This window comes from Cellulosilyticum sp., assembly GCF_982396655.1.
The window spans coordinates 1-17270 of sequence record NZ_CEVXFV010000048.1 but is presented as its reverse complement, the minus strand read 5'-3'; the positions used below and the strand labels follow the sequence as shown (position 1 = coordinate 17270).

Annotated in this window: 15 protein-coding genes; 3 read left to right on the top strand and 12 right to left on the bottom strand. The window is 35.5% G+C overall.

Annotation, left to right across the window (positions count from 1 at the left end):
• Positions 1–4: 4 nt before the first annotated feature.
• Positions 5–1075 carry a bifunctional glycosyltransferase family 2/GtrA family protein gene (locus AC1VAQ_RS16365; protein WP_302596852.1) on the bottom strand — a complete coding sequence of 357 codons (1071 nt, stop codon included), beginning with the start codon at positions 1073–1075 and terminating at the stop codon, positions 5–7.
• A gap of 177 nt (positions 1076–1252) precedes the next feature.
• Positions 1253–2887, bottom strand: coding sequence for a class I adenylate-forming enzyme family protein (locus AC1VAQ_RS16360; protein WP_302600298.1), 1635 nt, complete (start codon positions 2885–2887; stop codon positions 1253–1255).
• A gap of 366 nt (positions 2888–3253) precedes the next feature.
• Between AC1VAQ_RS16360 and AC1VAQ_RS16355 the strand changes: the two genes are divergently transcribed.
• Positions 3254–4513, top strand: a complete 1260-nt coding sequence (locus tag AC1VAQ_RS16355; RefSeq protein WP_302600297.1) for a LysM peptidoglycan-binding domain-containing protein — start codon at positions 3254–3256, stop codon at positions 4511–4513.
• A 147-nt stretch (positions 4514–4660) separates the two neighbouring features.
• On the opposite strand, the gene fliB is transcribed toward AC1VAQ_RS16355, so the two are convergent.
• The 10 genes from fliB to AC1VAQ_RS16305 form a co-directional block, all read right to left on the bottom strand.
• Positions 4661–5830 carry a flagellin lysine-N-methylase gene (gene fliB / locus AC1VAQ_RS16350; protein WP_303244142.1) on the bottom strand — a complete coding sequence of 390 codons (1170 nt, stop codon included), beginning with the start codon at positions 5828–5830 and terminating at the stop codon, positions 4661–4663.
• A gap of 16 nt (positions 5831–5846) precedes the next feature.
• Positions 5847–6116 carry a hypothetical protein gene (locus AC1VAQ_RS16345; RefSeq protein ID WP_302599608.1) on the bottom strand — a complete coding sequence of 90 codons (270 nt, stop codon included), beginning with the start codon at positions 6114–6116 and terminating at the stop codon, positions 5847–5849.
• A gap of 71 nt (positions 6117–6187) precedes the next feature.
• Positions 6188–6850: a YoaK family protein gene (locus tag AC1VAQ_RS16340; protein WP_302599606.1), complete on the bottom strand. Its 663-nt coding sequence runs from the start codon at positions 6848–6850 to the stop codon at positions 6188–6190.
• Positions 6851–7127: 277 nt separating this feature from the next.
• On the bottom strand, positions 7128–8663 hold the full coding sequence (cls, locus tag AC1VAQ_RS16335; protein ID WP_302599605.1) for a cardiolipin synthase: 1536 nt from the start codon (positions 8661–8663) through the stop codon (positions 7128–7130).
• Positions 8664–8945: 282 nt separating this feature from the next.
• On the bottom strand, positions 8946–10313 hold the full coding sequence (locus AC1VAQ_RS16330) for an MATE family efflux transporter (RefSeq protein ID WP_302599603.1): 1368 nt from the start codon (positions 10311–10313) through the stop codon (positions 8946–8948).
• Positions 10314–10356: 43 nt separating this feature from the next.
• Positions 10357–12174, bottom strand: a complete 1818-nt coding sequence (locus tag AC1VAQ_RS16325) for an ABC transporter ATP-binding protein (protein WP_303244143.1) — start codon at positions 12172–12174, stop codon at positions 10357–10359.
• On the bottom strand, positions 12167–13909 hold the full coding sequence (locus AC1VAQ_RS16320; protein WP_302599601.1) for an ABC transporter ATP-binding protein: 1743 nt from the start codon (positions 13907–13909) through the stop codon (positions 12167–12169). The genes AC1VAQ_RS16325 and AC1VAQ_RS16320 overlap by 8 nt, the downstream gene beginning before the upstream one ends.
• Positions 13903–14361 carry a MarR family winged helix-turn-helix transcriptional regulator gene (locus AC1VAQ_RS16315; RefSeq protein WP_302599600.1) on the bottom strand — a complete coding sequence of 153 codons (459 nt, stop codon included), beginning with the start codon at positions 14359–14361 and terminating at the stop codon, positions 13903–13905. The genes AC1VAQ_RS16320 and AC1VAQ_RS16315 overlap by 7 nt, the downstream gene beginning before the upstream one ends.
• A 147-nt stretch (positions 14362–14508) precedes the next feature.
• A complete protein-coding gene (locus AC1VAQ_RS16310; RefSeq protein WP_479904191.1) occupies positions 14509–15309 on the bottom strand; it encodes a lipase family alpha/beta hydrolase in 801 nt (266 codons plus the stop codon).
• Between the two features lie 96 nt (positions 15310–15405).
• Positions 15406–15576, bottom strand: coding sequence for a hypothetical protein (locus AC1VAQ_RS16305; protein ID WP_479904194.1), 171 nt, complete (start codon positions 15574–15576; stop codon positions 15406–15408).
• On the opposite strand from AC1VAQ_RS16305, the gene AC1VAQ_RS16300 reads away from it, so the two are divergent.
• Entirely contained in the window at positions 15494–16153 is a 660-nt protein-coding gene (locus AC1VAQ_RS16300) for a lysoplasmalogenase family protein (protein ID WP_479904193.1), read from the top strand. The genes AC1VAQ_RS16305 and AC1VAQ_RS16300 overlap by 83 nt on opposite strands.
• A 23-nt stretch (positions 16154–16176) precedes the next feature.
• Positions 16177–17052 (top strand): helix-turn-helix domain-containing protein, encoded by an 876-nt coding sequence (locus tag AC1VAQ_RS16295; RefSeq protein ID WP_302599595.1) that lies wholly within the window; start codon positions 16177–16179, stop codon positions 17050–17052.
• The last annotated feature ends 218 nt before the right edge of the window (positions 17053–17270 follow it).

Genomic DNA, 17270 nt, shown 5'->3' with positions numbered 1-17270 from the left:
TCCTCTAACAATGTACCTTTTTTATGTTTCTTTTTCTAAAGATAATCTTCTTTTGTATAGTGAGACTCAAGATAAATAATATACATTCCACAACAACCTTAGCTATAAATTTATTAGGTAGCATGGTCTCTACTAAAAAAGTTAAAAGTACCGTATTTAAAGCCAGAATACTCACTGCTAAAAGAATATATTCTCCTGCTGTCCTAATACTGCGCTCCTTACTCTTAAAAACAAACCTGCGATTGAGTTCATAATTAAGCATACCGCTTATAAGCCTTGCACCTATATTACTCACCCACAAGCTCATCTGTACCCCCATCCCTTGTGTGACAAATGTCAATACGACATATAAAATATAGTCCGCTACAAAAGAGACAAAGGATGAACAGCTAAATTTAAAAATTTCTTTATAAATCCTAAAAGAATCTCTTATTGGATGAAAATGAGAGCCCTTATTATCATTCATATAAATGGTTTCTATTAACTGCTCATAAATATTTCTCTTTTTCTTCGCCCAATCCATTAGCATATTCATTTCATACTCATAACGTTCACCAGGTATGTTTATACATTCTTCTAGATTGCTCCCATCAAAAGCCCTTAATCCTGTCTGAGTATCTTTCACCTTAACGCCTGATGCTAAATAAAAAACTAAAGAAGTCATCTTATTTCCTAACAAACTTTTAAAGGGTACCTTTCCATTAAAAGCACGGCTTCCAAGTACCAATGCATTGTGCCTTACTTCAGCTACACTTACCACTGCTGCAATATCTTCCAAGCGATGCTGTCCATCTGCATCCGCCGTTACAATACTTACCGCCTCGCCATACACTTCCTTCACCCACTTAAAAGCAGTCTTTAGTGCATACCCCTTTCCCTTATTCTTTGCATACGAAAGTACCTTTGCATATTTCCCTACCTGCTCAAAAATGTCTTTATAATCTATGCCGCTGCCATCATCTACTACTACTATCTTATAACTGCTTCGTACCCTTAACTGCCTTACAAGTTCCACAAGCTTCTCATCTGGCTCATAAGCTGGAATAACCACAACCACCCATCTCCTATTTTCCATGCACAACACCTGTTCTTTCTTTAGCAATCCTACTTCTCTAATGTATCCACCCAAAGTGATAGTTTCTTGAAATCCAAGTGTTAAAATATTGAAATCTCCAGATATACTTTTTAGTTATTCCTGCCCATCTCTACACAAAAAAGCTGAGGCACCTTTTGTGCCTCAGCCTTATACTTCTTACCCGCGATTTTGTGCCTCCACCAAGTTCTCCGTACAGAACATTTTTCTAAGGGTATTTTTTTCAATTTTTCCTGTAGGGTTTCTTGGAATATCTTCAAAGAATACCTTACGTGGTCGTTTATAACGTGGAAGTTTCATACAGAATGTATTCACTTCATTTTCTGTTAAGTGATATCCTGGTTTCACCTCAATAATTGCTGCTGCAATCTCACCTAAACGTTTATCAGGAAGCCCAATAACAGCTACATCATGAACTGCCTCATTCATACGAATAAAGTCTTCAATTTGAACTGGATATAAGTTCTCGCCACCGCTAATAATGACATCTTTCTTACGGTCTACTAGTAGGATAAATCCATCTTCATCTTCTTCTGCCATATCACCTGTAAAGAGCCATCCATCTTTCAAAACTTCTTTAGTTGCCCTTTCATCATGATAATAACAACTCATTACACCAGGCCCTTTTACCACTAACTCTCCTACTTGGCCCTGTTTTACCCTTTCCCCTTTTTCATCTACAATCTTAACTTCCCATCCATAACCCGCTTTACCGATTGTACCTACTTTATGTACATTTTCTACGCCTAAATGTACACAGCCTGGGCCTATAGATTCACTTAAACCATAATTTGTATCATACTGATGATTTGGGAAGTATTCCATCCATTTACTGATTAAGCTCGGTGGCACTGGCTGCGCACCTATATGCATCAGACGCCACTGTGATAATTCATACGCTTCAAGATTTACATCACCGCGCTCTATTGCCTCTAATATATCTTGTGCCCAAGGTACTAAAAGCCATACGATTGTACATTTTTCTTTTGAGACAGCCTGCAATATAAATTCTGGTTTCGTACTTCTAAGTAACACTGCCTTTCCACCTGAAATCAGGCTGCCAAACCAGTGCATCTTAGCGCCTGTATGATAAAGTGGTGGAATACATAAAAATACATCATCCTTTGTTTGTCCATGATGATTTTGCTCTACCCTTGCAGAGTGCATTAAACTTCTATGCTTATGTAAAATTGCTTTTGGAAAACCTGTTGTCCCTGATGAAAAGTAAATAGCTGCATCATCATCATCCGTTAAATGAATATCTGGTGTTTTACTTGAACAGTTTGCTGTAAGTGCTACATAATCTTCCGCAAAGGTTGGACAGTTTGCACCCACATAAAATAATAATCTATTTTTACTGATTTCATCTGCAATCTCTTCTACACGACCAATGAATTCTGGGCCAAAAACTAAGATATCTACTTCTGCAAGCTCTACACAATATTTAATCTCATCAGGTGCATATCTAAAGTTAAGCGGTACTGCCAGTGCCCCTGTTTTTAAAATCCCAAAGTAAATAGGAAGCCATTCTAAACAATTCATTAATAGAATTCCAACTTTATCTCCTTTTTCAATACCTCGCTCAAGTAAAAGATTCGCAAAACGATTAGCTTTTTCATTAAAAACATGCCAAGTAATTTCTCTGCGATAATGTGTTACGGGATTGGGCTCCATCAGCTCATATTCTTTCCATGTGACACGCCTTTTTTCTTTTACCTCTGGATTAATTTCTACAAGACAAATATCATTTCCGTACTGCTTACTATTTTGTTCTAAAAGTTCTGTAATAGGCATAGCAATTTTCCCTTCTTAATTTTTCAAAATCTTTTATAATAGTTTACACTTTATTTTAATATTCATCAATATTCTATTTCAATTTATATAGAGAGAGGAAACAACTAAAACCTTGAAATGTACATGGAGATAAATAGATTTCTCTCCATGACTTCACATGACTCAAAACTATAGAGAAACCAGCTAAAAACTTGAAATATACAGTTAGGTAAGTTGTTTTCTCACAATGATTTCACATGACTTAAAAACATGAATAATTAAAATTTATAAATGTGAAATCTATATAATAACTAAAATTTATAACTGCAAAATCTATAGTCACTTATTGTCCCGGTTTTCATATTATGAATTCTAGGAGGTGTTCTTATGTCAAAACGTAACTTTTTTTGTTTCATGTTATCATTTTTATGCTGCTTTTTATTTCTAACATTTTCTCCTAAGGTTTCTGCTCAAGTATTGTCTGGTATTGATGTAAGCGTTTGGGAAGGTTCTATTGACTTTGAGGCGGTTCAAGATTCTGGCATTGATGTTGTCTATATTCGTGCTGCTGAAGGTAGCAGTTATGTCGATCCTTATTTCATTTCTCATTACAATGGCGCCCTAAATGCTGGTCTTAAGATTGGTTTTTATCATTATATTACTGCTACAAATACTCAAGAAGCTCAAGAACAAGCAAAATTTTTTGCTTCTCTTATAAAAGACAAACATATGGATTGCATCCCTGTTATGGACTTTGAAAGCTTTTCTTCACTGTCTAACTGGGAAATTAATCAAATAGCACTTACTTATCTTCAAACACTTGAGTCCCTTCTAAATATTGAACCTATGGTTTATAGCGATGCCAGTAATGCGGCTAACTTATGGGATAATGCACTCACTAATTATCCACTTTGGGTCGCTAATTATGGAGTGAGTTCTCCTAGCAGTATCGGTCAATGGCAAAGTTGGGCTGGTTTCCAATATAGTGATACAGGTTCTGTAAATGGTATTTCTGGTAATGTTGACTTAGATTATTTTAAAGATACTATTTTTATAACTCCTTCTCACCATACTTCCTCCCCTTCTACGTCACATTCTTCCTCTTCTACATCCCACACTTCATCCTCAAATAACTTTTTTACCTATACAGTGCAAGCTGGTAATACCCTTTCTGGCATTGCTGATGAATTTAATACGACTGTTAATACCCTTGTTACCCTTAATAATATTCAAAACCCTAATCTTATTTATATAGGGCAAAATTTGCTTATCCCCACTACTAGCTCTTCCTCTACACCATCAAGCCCAACTACCTCTCATTCATCTACATTTACTTATATTGTACAATCAGGTGATACCCTATCTGGTATAGCCGTATATTATGGGACTACCGTTCATACACTAGTTGCCCTCAATAATATTTCAAATCCTAATCTTATTTATATAGGTGAAACGCTTCGTATACCCCAAAATAATTATTCTTCTTCCGCTTCTTCCTACTTCACTTATATCGTTCAATCTGGTGATACCTTATCTGAAATTGCTTTATCGTATGATACTACTGTTGCTACTTTAGTCCGTATGAATCACATTAGTAATCCAAATATGATCTATGTAGGGCAAACATTACTTATTCCAAATAATTAAAATCCCACTTTACTCCCTATGATAAAGCAACTCACACCGCATTATCTATGATGTAGTACAGTTAAAAATCGAATTTTCCTACTCAATAAAATAAGGAGCTGTTGTAAAATACAGCTCCTTTTAATAATAAATATTCAACTTCACATTCTATATTTCATCATTTCCAATGATAAGGGCTAGATACCCCCATTCCCACACAACGCTTTCAAAACTATTTTCAAGATACTCTCTAATGTCTTCTTGGTCATAACCAGTAACCCTTGCAATAATCATCATATAGTCACGTACCATCTCATATGTCAGTTCCTTGCTACCCTCTTTTAACCATTTCAAAAAAATAGCTTGTCTTACTGCAACATATTCCATAGCAATCCACTCAAAGGCTACTACTAAATCTTCCAGAGTAGATTCTGGCATTAAAGTATTACCAAAGATTTCTGCAATTAAATAGTTTTTCATTAGGTTTTCATATTTTATAAACTGTGCTTCAAAGAGCGCATTAATCTCAATAAGTTCATCATCGCAGTATTCATCTTCTAGGCTTTCACTAATTTCAGAGATGCCTTCTAAATACGCTACATAAAGTCCATTTCTTCGGTAATTGTCCACTACATCTAAGAATAGTTCATTGCGTTCAATGATACTTTCCATCGCATCAAATGGCATGTTACGAATAGCTGTAGCAAGCTCATCTAAATATGCCTTTGTCTTACATCTACTCAGGTGATTAGCTGTAAGCTTTCTTTGTCTTAAAAGGTCAAGTAGCGCATAAAAAATCATCATCATGCGTTCAGGAATGGTATAATCTTCTGCACCTATAAGCTCAAGCATCATATCTCTTACGCTTTCTAACAAATCTTCCTCTATTATGCTACTTCCTTCTTTTATAAATGTAATAGACTCTTTTTCCTCATGCATGATATCTATAACAACCGGACAACATGCATCTAGAGAATATTCTCTGCGCCCTTCAAAACTATTAATTTGTCTTGGGAAAGTCGTGCATGTATCTGCTAAATATGCTTCACCTAACTGAGAAACTATTCTACAAAGCTTTTTACCATCTAAAAATGGACAGTCTTTATTTTCTTTATGTGCGATAATATAGCCATGTGCTTCTTTTTGAAGACAACTACATAAACTAAGTTCTGGCAAACTTTCTTCGTCATCATTTTTAGCTGGTAATTTCACATCTTGCCATTTATCCAGTGTTTCTTCATCAATGCCTATACGCCACTCCTTACAACAGTTAAATGGACATTTATCAGCAGTGCAGCGAAACTTATCATAATAATTAATTTTAACTTTTCGACTCATTTTTACACCTCTGACATTATAGCCATTCTTCATCTCCACCAGTAATTGCAAGGCTTAAGAGTTTATCCCACTTCTCGATTTCTTCTTCGCCTTCAAGAATTCTTTGAAGTCTAGCGATAGCATTGGTGTCTTCCATTACTTCATCAGGTCCAATCTCTGGGTCAAAGTCTTTCTCACAGTATGGACATTCCATATTCTCTTCTAAATGTAATGATAAGAAACGTTCACCACATTCCTCACATTCATAATAACCACATTTTTTAGTGCCATCTGGTACATAATACATAATTTTATTCCTCTTTTCTTACATTCTGCGTTTATATACTAGCTATAAGCTATGCTACTTATTAGTATACTTTATTTTTCTTCTTGAATAAACATCATTACAAAGGCTACTAACATTAAGATACCACTTACAATAATAGCCTTTTCTCCCCATAGCATCGTAAATCTATTTCCAATAATTGCACCCATTACAAATATCAGAATCACGCCATAAAACAACAGACTTCTTTCGCCTGCTGCTTGTTCCTTCGTCAAAAAATACGTACACATAGACTGGGTAGCTGTTCGTAAGTTGCCGATACACATAGTCGTTGCCATACCATTTCCCCTTATTTTCTTAAAACTTTCTACTTGTATGCCACATGCAAAAGAAACTAAACTATTGGCTAATAAGTTGACCGATTGGGGTAAGAAACTTACCACGCATAAAATAACTGCCTCCATTAAAACAGCAATTTGTCGCCAATGTAGTCTCTCTTTATCTTTAAAATAATGCCTTAAAACAGTGGCTAGCGCAATGCCTACTGAAAAAGCACAAACAGGCAATGCATATCTTAATGCCATTAACCATTTACCTTCTGAAATATTAACACCTAACAAAATTATATTCCCAGTTTGTGCATTCGCAAAGACATGCCCCCTCCCCATATAAGTATAGGCATCCATAAAGCCACCTGATAAGGCTAAAACGGTTCCTAGCATTAATGATTCTGAAATCTGACCATGTGTCTTCACTATTTCTCCCTCGCTTTAATACTTCTATAGTCTTTAACTTTCATTTTAATCTGCATATTATCAAAGTCAATGCCCTAGCCAATTTCTCTGCCTTCATACGCAAAAAAAGGCATCATATTTACAAGCGTTAATTCACATTCTAAAGGACTCCATTATACCTTTATCAGTGAATATTCCTTATATGATACCTTCTTAGACTATTTCATATGACTTCTATTTTAATCACTTCTATTTTAATCGCTTCTATTTTAATCACTTCTAATATTGAAGCATTATCTTAAAACAGGGGTGCAAATACTCTTAAAATACCGTCATATATACGTAAAATCAAACCTTTTTGATGCTGCATAAGTGCGACTTCTCGGCTCTTGCCAATCGTCTCTATGGCATCTTTTTTAATTTCTTCAATGACACTTGTCCTATACATATAAGTACCACATTCGAAATGCAAGTACAAGCTCCTATAATCCATATTAATCGTACCTACCACCGCACACTCATCATCACTTACAAATACCTTGGCATGAATAAATCCTGGTGTATATTCATAAATCTTAACGCCTGCTGCTAAAAGCGGTGGATAGTAAGACCTGGTTAAACGATAAACTATCTTTTTGTCTGGCACACCAGGCGTCACAATTCTTACATCTACCCCTCGCTTAGCCGCTAAACAAAGTGCTGACTTCATCTTACTATCAATAATTAAATAGGGTGTAAAGATATAAACATATTTCTTTGCTTGATTTAAAATCTCAATGTAAATATTTTCTCCTATGGCTTCATCTTCTAATGGATTATCACCAAATGGCTGTACATAGCCATTTTCCTTAAATGGCATCTTACCATAGACTTCAGGTCTAAACTGATTAATATCCTCTTCTTTTTTATGATAGGCATTCCAGATTTCTAAAAACATGGTTGTAAAGTTCCATACAGCCTCTCCCTTAACACATACCCCTACATCTTTCCAGTGCCCAAACTCATGCGTTTCATTAATATATTCATCTGCTAAATTAATGCCGCCATTAAATGCCGTGTGGCCATCTATTACAAGTATCTTTCGATGGTCCCTATTATTCATAACAAGGGATAAAAATGGCACGAACTTATTAAAGCTCCTACATTTAATGTTAGGATGTAAACTTTCTAAATAACTAGCATATTTAGGTGGTAATAATGTTAAGCACCCCATGTCATCATATAAAATACGTATGTCTACCCCCGCTTTAGCCTTCCTAACAAGTACCTCTAAAATGGCATCCCACATCTTACCTTCAGCTATAATAAAATACTCCATGAAAATAAAGTGCTCTGCCTTCTCTAACTCGCAAAGCATCGCTGCAAACATGTCCTCTCCTACCTGGAAGTATGTGACATCGCTTCCCTTATAAACAGGGTACTGACTACGGCTAAGGACATATCGGTTGATACCTAGTGCTCTATAATCTAGCTCTCCAATCTCTTTTAAAACTGCCTCATCCTGAGTGACTTTAGCGGCTATTTCTTCATGTTCTTTATTAATTTTTCTTCTTAACTTCTTAACAGGTTTCTTGTCACCAAAGCATAAATAAAATAATGCGCCAAATAACGGCAGTGCCATTATGATAAGTAACCAGCCTATCTTATAATCTGGATTATCGTCCTTTGATACAATATATAAAATAAGCAAAAAGCTTAAGATGGAAAAAGTAATATTTATAGCTACATACTGTTCAAATAAGTTATTAAAAAATATAATAAACCATACTGCTTGAATAAGCACTAATAATCCTGTAATGAGTATACGGCTTTTAATCATTCTTTTATAATTCATATTTTAACCTCCTCCTCTCTTTAAATTAAGGCTTTCCTATTACATATAGATTTCACATTTATAAATTTTAATTATTCATGTTTTTAAGTCATGTGAAAAACCTATTTACGTACATGTATATTTCAAGGTTTTAGTTGGTTTCTCTATAAGTTTTAGTTATCTATAGTATAGCCCAAAATCGTTTTACCTTTCCTTACTATTTTATACGCAATCCTTTCTAATAAAAAGACCCCTTATATGCGGATTACTTAATCCTTTTATAAGAGGCCTTATCTCATTTAATTATTCTGATACCTTTCCCATACGACGTAAGTCTACACTTGCCATTATTATTGATATCGCTGCGGCAATAAGATCAGCTATAGGACCTGCATACATAATGCCATCTATCCCCATAAACAATGGAAAAATCATAATAAGTGGCAGTAAAAATAAAATCTGTCTTGTAAGCGATAAGAATATTCCTTTTCGTGGTTTCCCAATAGCTGTAAAAAATGTAGAGGTAATAGGCTGAATAAAGTTAAGAAAAGTAAAGAATAAGAAAATCCTAAAATACTCAATGCCAAACTTATAATACGCTTCTGATCCTGAACCAAACATTGAAATAATCGGTCTTGGTATAGCTTGAAAGAGTGCAAATGCAATTATAGAAACCACTAGACCACATTTCATAGCTAAAAGATAAACACCTTTTACCCTGTCATACCGCTTTGCGCCATAGTTAAAACTAGCTATAGGTTGTACCCCTTGTGACAATCCTATGACTACAGAAAAATAAACTTGATTTACCTTAGTAATAATCCCTACACAAGCTAATGGAATAGCTTGACCATAGGAAGATAACGCCCCATAATAAGTCAGTGATTTATTCATAGCAATCTGAACAATCATCATAGCCAGTTGATTAAAGCATGAGGAAGCTCCCAGCGCTGTTAAGCGTTTCACATATTGCCACTGTGGCACCAAATGCTTTTTTCTAATTTGCACAGTTTTATAATGACGTATATATCGAAATGCCATATAGCTTGAACCTATTTGTCCAATAATTGTTGCAAGACCTGCTCCTACCATTCCCCATTTCAAGCCAAATATAAAAATAGGGTCTAGTATAGTATTGATAACAGCACCTGTTAAATTGCAAATCATCGCATACTTAGGACTGCCATCTGCCCGAATTAAATGCCCGCCACCCGTAGCAAAAATCAAAAAAGGAAACCCTAATGAAATAATACGTGTATAGTTACTTGCATAACCTAACACATTATCTGGTGAACCGAAAAATTTTAAAAGTGGTGTTAAGAAAAGCTGTACAAAAATACATAAAACCACGCCGCATGCAAAAAGCAATACAGCCGCATTGCCTACATAATAAATTGCCTTTTCCCTATCTCCAGCACCCATCGTTAAGTTAAACGCTGCTGCCCCACCTATTCCTAATAAAAGTGCTATTGCTACGCAAGAAGTACTCAGCGGAAATGTCACATTCGTCGCAGCATTTCCTAACTCTCCAATACTTCTCCCTATAAAAAATTGGTCGACAATATTATAAAGTGCACTTACAAGCATAGCTATAATACTTGGCACTGCAAACTGTCTTAATAAGCTTGGTATAGGATTACTTCCTAAAGGATTCGTCTTGTTCTTCTCCATAATCTGTCTCCACTGCTGCCTTATCTATTATTCTAAGTTATTTTTATATAGTATTCCCTGCAAACTGTGTCATATACAGCTCATAATAATTCCCTTTTTGCTTTAGAAGCTGTTTATGATTTCCCATCTCTACAATATGTCCTTTATCCAATACAACAATTAAATCTGCATCTTGGATAGTTGAAAGTCGATGGGCAATAATTAAACTTGTACGGTCTTTCATTAAGTTGACCATGGCATCTTGAATATGTTTTTCTGTACGTGTATCCACGCTAGATGTGGCTTCATCTAGAATAAGAATCTTAGGATCTGCTAAAAATGCTCGCCCTATGGATAAAAGTTGGCGCTGTCCCTGAGATAAATTATATCCTGATTCTGTAAGCTTGCTGTCATAGCCTAATGGTAAATGCTTAATCATCTGATGGCAGTTACTACGTCTTGCTGCTTCTTCCATCTTTGTATCACTAGCTGTCAGATTTGAATACTTCAGGTTATTTCGAATCGTATCTGAGAAAAGGACTGTATCTTGCAGTACAATGGCTGTACTCCTTCTCAGTTCATCACTGGCAATATCTTTAATATTGACACCATCTATAAGGATTTCACCACTATCAAGGTCATAAAAGCGCATTAATAAATTAACAACTGTTGTCTTCCCACTTCCTGTAGCACCAACGAGCGCAACCTTATGTCCCGCCTTCACTTCTAGGTTAAAGTGAGATAAAACCTGTTTGCCTGGTACATAAGAGAAATTAACATCTTTAAAAGTAATCACGCCTTTAGATACCGCCTTATTTACGTTACCGCTTTTATCCTCACTTGGCTCATCCATAATGGCAAAAACACGTTCAGCCCCAGCTATTGCTGTCTGAATCTGCCCATATACTTGAGCAATCTCATTAATTGGGCGCCCAAACTGCTTGGCATATACGATAAAGGCTGAAATCACACCGATAGAAACCATCCCATGAATTGCAAAATATCCACCAAAGGCCGCAATAATAACGAAGCCAATATTATTAATGACATTCATCACAGGGCCCATAGACCCACCTAATGTCTCTGCTACAATTCCAGTCTTAGTCAGTTCATCAGATGTCGTTTCAAAATCTTCAATAACCGCTGCTTGTCTATTATAGGCTGTTACCGTCTTATGGCCTACCACCATTTCCTCTACAGTTGCATTTAAACTTCCAAGTAAAACTTGACGCTTACGGAAGAACTTACGCATAGCCTTAGATAAATATTTTGTTGCTATGACTGTTAAAATTACAGTGGTACAAGAAAGTAAAGCAAGTTCCCAAGAGTACCAAATCATCATCCCAACTGTTCCTATAATCGTTAATACACCTGATACAAGTGAACCTAATGATTGAGCTACTGTATTAGAAATATTTTCAACATCATTTGTCATACGGCTCATAATGTCCCCGTGGGGATGATTATCTATGTATTTAATTGGTAAGTTAACAATCTTATCAAATAAATCTTCGCGCATCTTTTTTACAATACGCTGACTTAAAGTAGCGCTTAATAAACTTTGAAACAATGTCCCTAAGCTATATATTACATAAACCATCACCATGGCCTTCAAAATAGATGGCAATTTTTCAAAGGATCTACCTGCTAACTGGTCAATCGCACTACTTTGAAGACTCGGCGCATAAACCGAGCAAGCAACGACCACCACAACAACTGCCATTAAAGCTATAATCATCATTTTTTCTGCTGCGAAATATTTAAACAAACGCACTAATGTCTTCTTTCCTTCTTGCGGCTTTTCAACTTCTTGATAACCTCTAGGCCCCCTCTGTCCTGGGATTCTAAAGTTATTTGCCGGTGCCTCTTGCACTTTACTCATCTATATCACCGCCATTTCTAAGTTGTGAGTTATAAATATCTTGATAAACTTCACTTATCTCCATTAGATTTTTATGTGTATCACACGCTACGATTTCACCATTATCAATAACTGCAATGCGGTCTGCTCCTTTTACAGAAGCAATTCTTTGGGCAATGATAATCTTCGTTGCTGCATGGTACTCCTTGCGAAAGGCCTCATAAAGTTTAGCCTCTGTTTTTAAGTCCAGCGCACTTGTTGCGTCATCCAATATAAGAATATCTGCATTTTTTAATACTGCACGGCTGATGGCAATACGTTGTTTCTGCCCACCAGACAAACTCATGCCTTTCTCAGCGACAAGTGTCTCATACCCCTCTTCTTTGCCTTCAATGAAATCTGATGCTTGTGCCATCTTAGCAGCCTTTTGAATCTCTTCTTCGGTTGCATTTGCCTTGCCCCATGCAATATTTTCTTTGATTGTTGTGCTAAATAGCTCACTCTTTTGAAGGGCTATGGCTACCTTATCACGTAAAACACTTAATTTATAATCTTTAACATTGATTCCATCAATTAAAATTTCACCCGCTGTGGCATCATAAAACCTCGGAATCAAATTGACTAAGCTAGATTTACCACTACCTGTAGCCCCTAATATCCCCAATGTTTCTCCTGGTGCAATAGTTAAATTAATATGACTTAAAATAGTTTCGCCATTACTATTGGGATAAGCAAATGAAACATCTTTAAATTCTACCTTCCCTCTAAGTGCTGTCTCTCCCTCAAATTCACCATCTGTAATAGTTGGCTTGCATGCTAATACTTCTTTTAAACGATTTGCAGATGCATTTCCTCTAGAAATAGTCTGGAATATATTCACCATCATCATAATGCTATGTAATATTTGCGATACATATGTAATAGCCGCCATGACATTTCCCGGCGTTACACCACCGCTTTCTACACGAATAGCGCCCACATAAATAATAATGACTACCGCAATATTCATAATGATATTAGTGAGCGGTGTCATGTAAGAAAACAACTTTAATACTTTAAGCTGCGTACCCACTAATTCATCATTTGCATGACTAAAACGTTTTTTCTCATAATCTTCTCTTACATAAGCCTTTACGACACGCGCCCCTGCCACATTTTCCTGCATGACACTATTTACGCTATCTAATTTTTCCTGTAATACTTTAAATATAGGATTTGCCTTAGCAATGAAGAAAACCACACTGATTATTACAACTGGTAGGGCACATAAAATAATTTGTCCAAAGCTTAAATCTAAGCTCAGCATACATACAATGCCCCCAGCAAATAGCATAAAAGTACGTACAAAACCACGAATACTTTGAGAAACTAAATTTTGTACCTGTGTAATATCATTCGTCACACGCGTTACAAGAGAACCCGTTGAGAATTTATCCGTCTGTTCAAAAGATAATGATGTAATATGTTTAAAACATTCTTTCCTTACATCATTTCCAAAGTTCTGACTGCATAGATTAGCAAATACGCCTGATAAAACGCCGCAAATACCACCTATGACAACTAATCCAATCATTTGAAGTCCAGTCCTCACTACCAAATCTAAGCTTCCTACATAATTATTAGAAAGCCCGAGAACCCCTTCATCGATGATGATGCTCATAAGACGCGGTTGAAGTAAATCCATCAAAACTTCACCTATCATAAAAATTGGTGCTAATAGTGCATAAAACCAATACTTTTTCACATACTTCAGCATTTACCCTTTCCTCCTTTACGGTGTTCAAATAACCGCCTATCAAACTTACTTTCCCAATCCTCAAAAAGTTTATTAAGTAGCTTTTCTAACTGTTCTTGTTCTTCATCTGATAAAGCATTAAATAAGGACTTTTCTTCTTCCATCCTTTCTTTTATTTCCTTCTCATAAAGCTGCTTACCCGCTTTGGTAACTTGTACCTTTATTTTTCTACGGTCTTTTTCATCTCTCATGCGGCAAATAAGTCCGCTTCCTTCTAACTTAAGAATAATTTCACTCATAGAACCTGATTGAATGCCCAAGTATTCCTGAAGTTCCTTTTGTGTCATTTCGCCTTGACTACACAGGATTCTTAAAATCCTACCCTGCCCACGTTTACCACCTCTTCTGTGATAAAGAAAGTGCCCACATTTCTCCATTATCGTTAATAATCCATGATTTCCTATATTTTTCATAAATGCCTCTCTTCTATCCAACTTCCCTACTCAAAAAAACACCAAGGTGTATTATGCCTTGGTGTTTTACCTCGGTACCTAGATATTTTATGACAAACTACTTTTAATTTCAAGGTACCTTGCTATTTATTTTTTATTATACTCTATCTATAACCCTTGTTCCTCTAAGTCTAAAATTATTTGTAGATAGTTGTGTCTAATATCTTCTAGTGTATCTTCTTTATGCATATCAATGAGATCTCTATGGGAAAGTCCTTTTAAGCTTCTTGATTCAAAAATGCCTTTATAGTTCCCCCATCTAGCGGATCTAATAGGTACTAAACCATCATTTTCTCCATCATAATAAGAAATAATTTTATATGAGACGCTTAAAAGTGGATCATATACCATAGATTTCATATCTGCCCCATAACTTTGGTAATATACCCCTTCCATATTAGGTGTCTCTCTATTAAATAGCACACAGTTTGAGTGCTTTAGTCTTAAACTCATATTTAAAAATTGCTCATAACTACCAAAGTATCTTGTTGCCAGTAATTCGATAATTTTTTGATATAACTTTGTATTATGTAATGCATCAATGGTTTTAAGCCCACGATGGGGGGTTGAAATAGTTGTCAAAGAGGCTACATTCTTCGCCATGCCTAGATGTGTAATCATATAACGCGATTCAAGCCCGCCCATAGAGTGTGCAATAATATTAACCTTATCAATATCGTATTCTTTTTGAAAATTTAATATGCTCTCCTTTAATATTTCTGCATTCTCTATGATCGATGCCCAAGCCTTGGTTCTACCAAAGAATATAGGTACACCCTGTTTACGTATAAATTTGGGAATCGTTCCCCAACTTCCGACTATTTCTCCTGAATTACAATTGTCCTCAAATCCGGCACCATGTACAAGTACAATTGGGTACTTTAATTCTGCCTGTTCTCTGCTTAACATGATTTATCCCCTCTCACCTTAAACATATTGTAATATTTAAAATATTACATTATATTAATAATATAATATAATAAGATTTTTTAAAGTCATTCTATTTCATATGTATTTTTTACATACAAAAGGAGTTGTTATCATGCCAATAGTTCTCTTTTCTCTAACAGTACTTAGTACATATGCTTTAATAATCGTAAGTTTACTCCATTTCGCCACATTAACAATCATTTTTAAATGTACTGCTAGTGTTTTATTTTTAATTACTGCTTGCATAAGCTATAAAAAAAATCCACATTCTTCTACCTTTTTTGGCTTAATGTTCACCGGATTATTTTTCTCCTTCTTGGGTGATACATTCTTAGCCTTTGATAGAAATAAGCAGAGCCTTCTCTTTATTTTAGGTGTTACTAGTTTTGCAATCGGACACATTGTGTATATCATAGGGTACTGCAGTCAAGCTAAGTTTAAGAGACAGGATTTCATTATTTTCTTTTGCTTTTTCATTCCAACATTACTAGCTATCTTGTTTATTGACTTTAACTTTAAAGATATGAAGTTACTTATCATTATTTATGCATTTATCATTAGCTTCATGGTCGCTAAAAGTTTTGGTATGTGGGCGTACTATACTCAAAATCCTTTTTCAATAAGTTGCTTAATATCTGGAAGTAATCTATTCTTTGTATCCGACTGTCTACTTCTATTTCTTTTCTTCTATCCTGGAGCACCTTCTATCTTACAACAATACAATTGGCTACTTTACTATCTAGGACAAGCCTTATTAGCCATAAGTTTTTCACTGGGTAGCTTTAATACCTCTACGCAACTTGCTACTCATACAACACCTTAATAAATTGAACTGGAGGCCTTATCTTGAAAGAACATCTTTGCTACATACCTTGTAATACCTTACCCCTAGTAGGCGAAGCTGATTTCGGGCTCTGCTTAAAACCTATAGCTCACTGTGACCGTATTGCAGACTTTAATGTACTTATTTATCTGCTCAAGGGTTCTATGGAAATCATTGAAGATGGCATCACTTATACACTTACACCAGGTACACTCTTTTTCCTTAAAAGCGGCATCCATCATTGGGGCACAAAACCTTTTGAATATCATACTGCTTGGTATTATATACACTTCTATACAGCCCCATTAACGTCTTCTATGACACCCTTTCAAAATACCAGTAATTATGCAGACAAAAAGTACTTATCTTCTGAGGATTTTAACTGTGCTATGGTGCTGCCTAAATGCTTGCAGCTGCCTTTAGGTAATGAACTTGAAAAGCAAATAGAACAGCTTATTTCTCTCTATCAATCTCCCTATTCTGTAAACCTTCTTAGAAGCAATTTGGCATTATGTGAAATCCTCCTTCACAGCTTTGAGCTTGGTCAAGGTAAAATGGAACAAGGCTTGGAAAATACACGCATCCGCTTAGTCATTAATTTCCTAGAGCAAAACTTCAATAAAAGTTTCACACCTGAGTCACTCAGTAATGCGCTAGGCCTTTCTTATAAATACATTGGCACCCTCTTTAAAAAACATACTGGCATGACAATCAAAGAGTATCAGCTCATGCTTCGTCTAAAATATGCCGTAAAACTCTTATGTGAAACGCAGCTCTCCATTGCAGAAATAGCTACTGAAGCCGGCTTTTATGATGCCTTCTATTTTAGTAAAGTCTTTAAACGTGAGAAAGGGATCTCTCCCCTTAAATTTCGTACAACCTATGTTCCTAAGATTTAAGGCTATAGATTTATTAAATAGACTTATTAAAAGGAAACTTGAAAATCAGAAAATAATACATAAATTCGAGAAAAACCTCCATTCTGTTTTACTTTTTTTCTACTTATAATACATTTATATAGATTTCACATTTATAAATTTTAGTTATTCATAGTTTTTAGCAATGTGAAATCATTGAGAGAAAACAATTTACGTACATGTATATTTCAAGGTTTTAG

Coding starts and splice junctions, on each gene's coding strand:
- AC1VAQ_RS16365 (WP_302596852.1), bottom strand. CDS start 1,075: ATGGAAAATAGGAGATGGGTGGTTGTGGTTATTCCAGCTTATGAGCCA.
- AC1VAQ_RS16360 (WP_302600298.1), bottom strand. CDS start 2,887: ATGCCTATTACAGAACTTTTAGAACAAAATAGTAAGCAGTACGGAAAT.
- AC1VAQ_RS16355 (WP_302600297.1), top strand. CDS start 3,254: ATGTCAAAACGTAACTTTTTTTGTTTCATGTTATCATTTTTATGCTGC.
- fliB (WP_303244142.1), bottom strand. CDS start 5,830: ATGAGTCGAAAAGTTAAAATTAATTATTATGATAAGTTTCGCTGCACT.
- AC1VAQ_RS16345 (WP_302599608.1), bottom strand. CDS start 6,116: ATGTATTATGTACCAGATGGCACTAAAAAATGTGGTTATTATGAATGT.
- cls (WP_302599605.1), bottom strand. CDS start 8,663: ATGAATTATAAAAGAATGATTAAAAGCCGTATACTCATTACAGGATTA.
- AC1VAQ_RS16330 (WP_302599603.1), bottom strand. CDS start 10,313: ATGGAGAAGAACAAGACGAATCCTTTAGGAAGTAATCCTATACCAAGC.
- AC1VAQ_RS16325 (WP_303244143.1), bottom strand. CDS start 12,174: ATGAGTAAAGTGCAAGAGGCACCGGCAAATAACTTTAGAATCCCAGGA.
- AC1VAQ_RS16320 (WP_302599601.1), bottom strand. CDS start 13,909: ATGCTGAAGTATGTGAAAAAGTATTGGTTTTATGCACTATTAGCACCA.
- AC1VAQ_RS16315 (WP_302599600.1), bottom strand. CDS start 14,361: ATGAAAAATATAGGAAATCATGGATTATTAACGATAATGGAGAAATGT.
- AC1VAQ_RS16310 (WP_479904191.1), bottom strand. CDS start 15,309: ATGTTAAGCAGAGAACAGGCAGAATTAAAGTACCCAATTGTACTTGTA.
- AC1VAQ_RS16305 (WP_479904194.1), bottom strand. CDS start 15,576: ATGCAAGCAGTAATTAAAAATAAAACACTAGCAGTACATTTAAAAATG.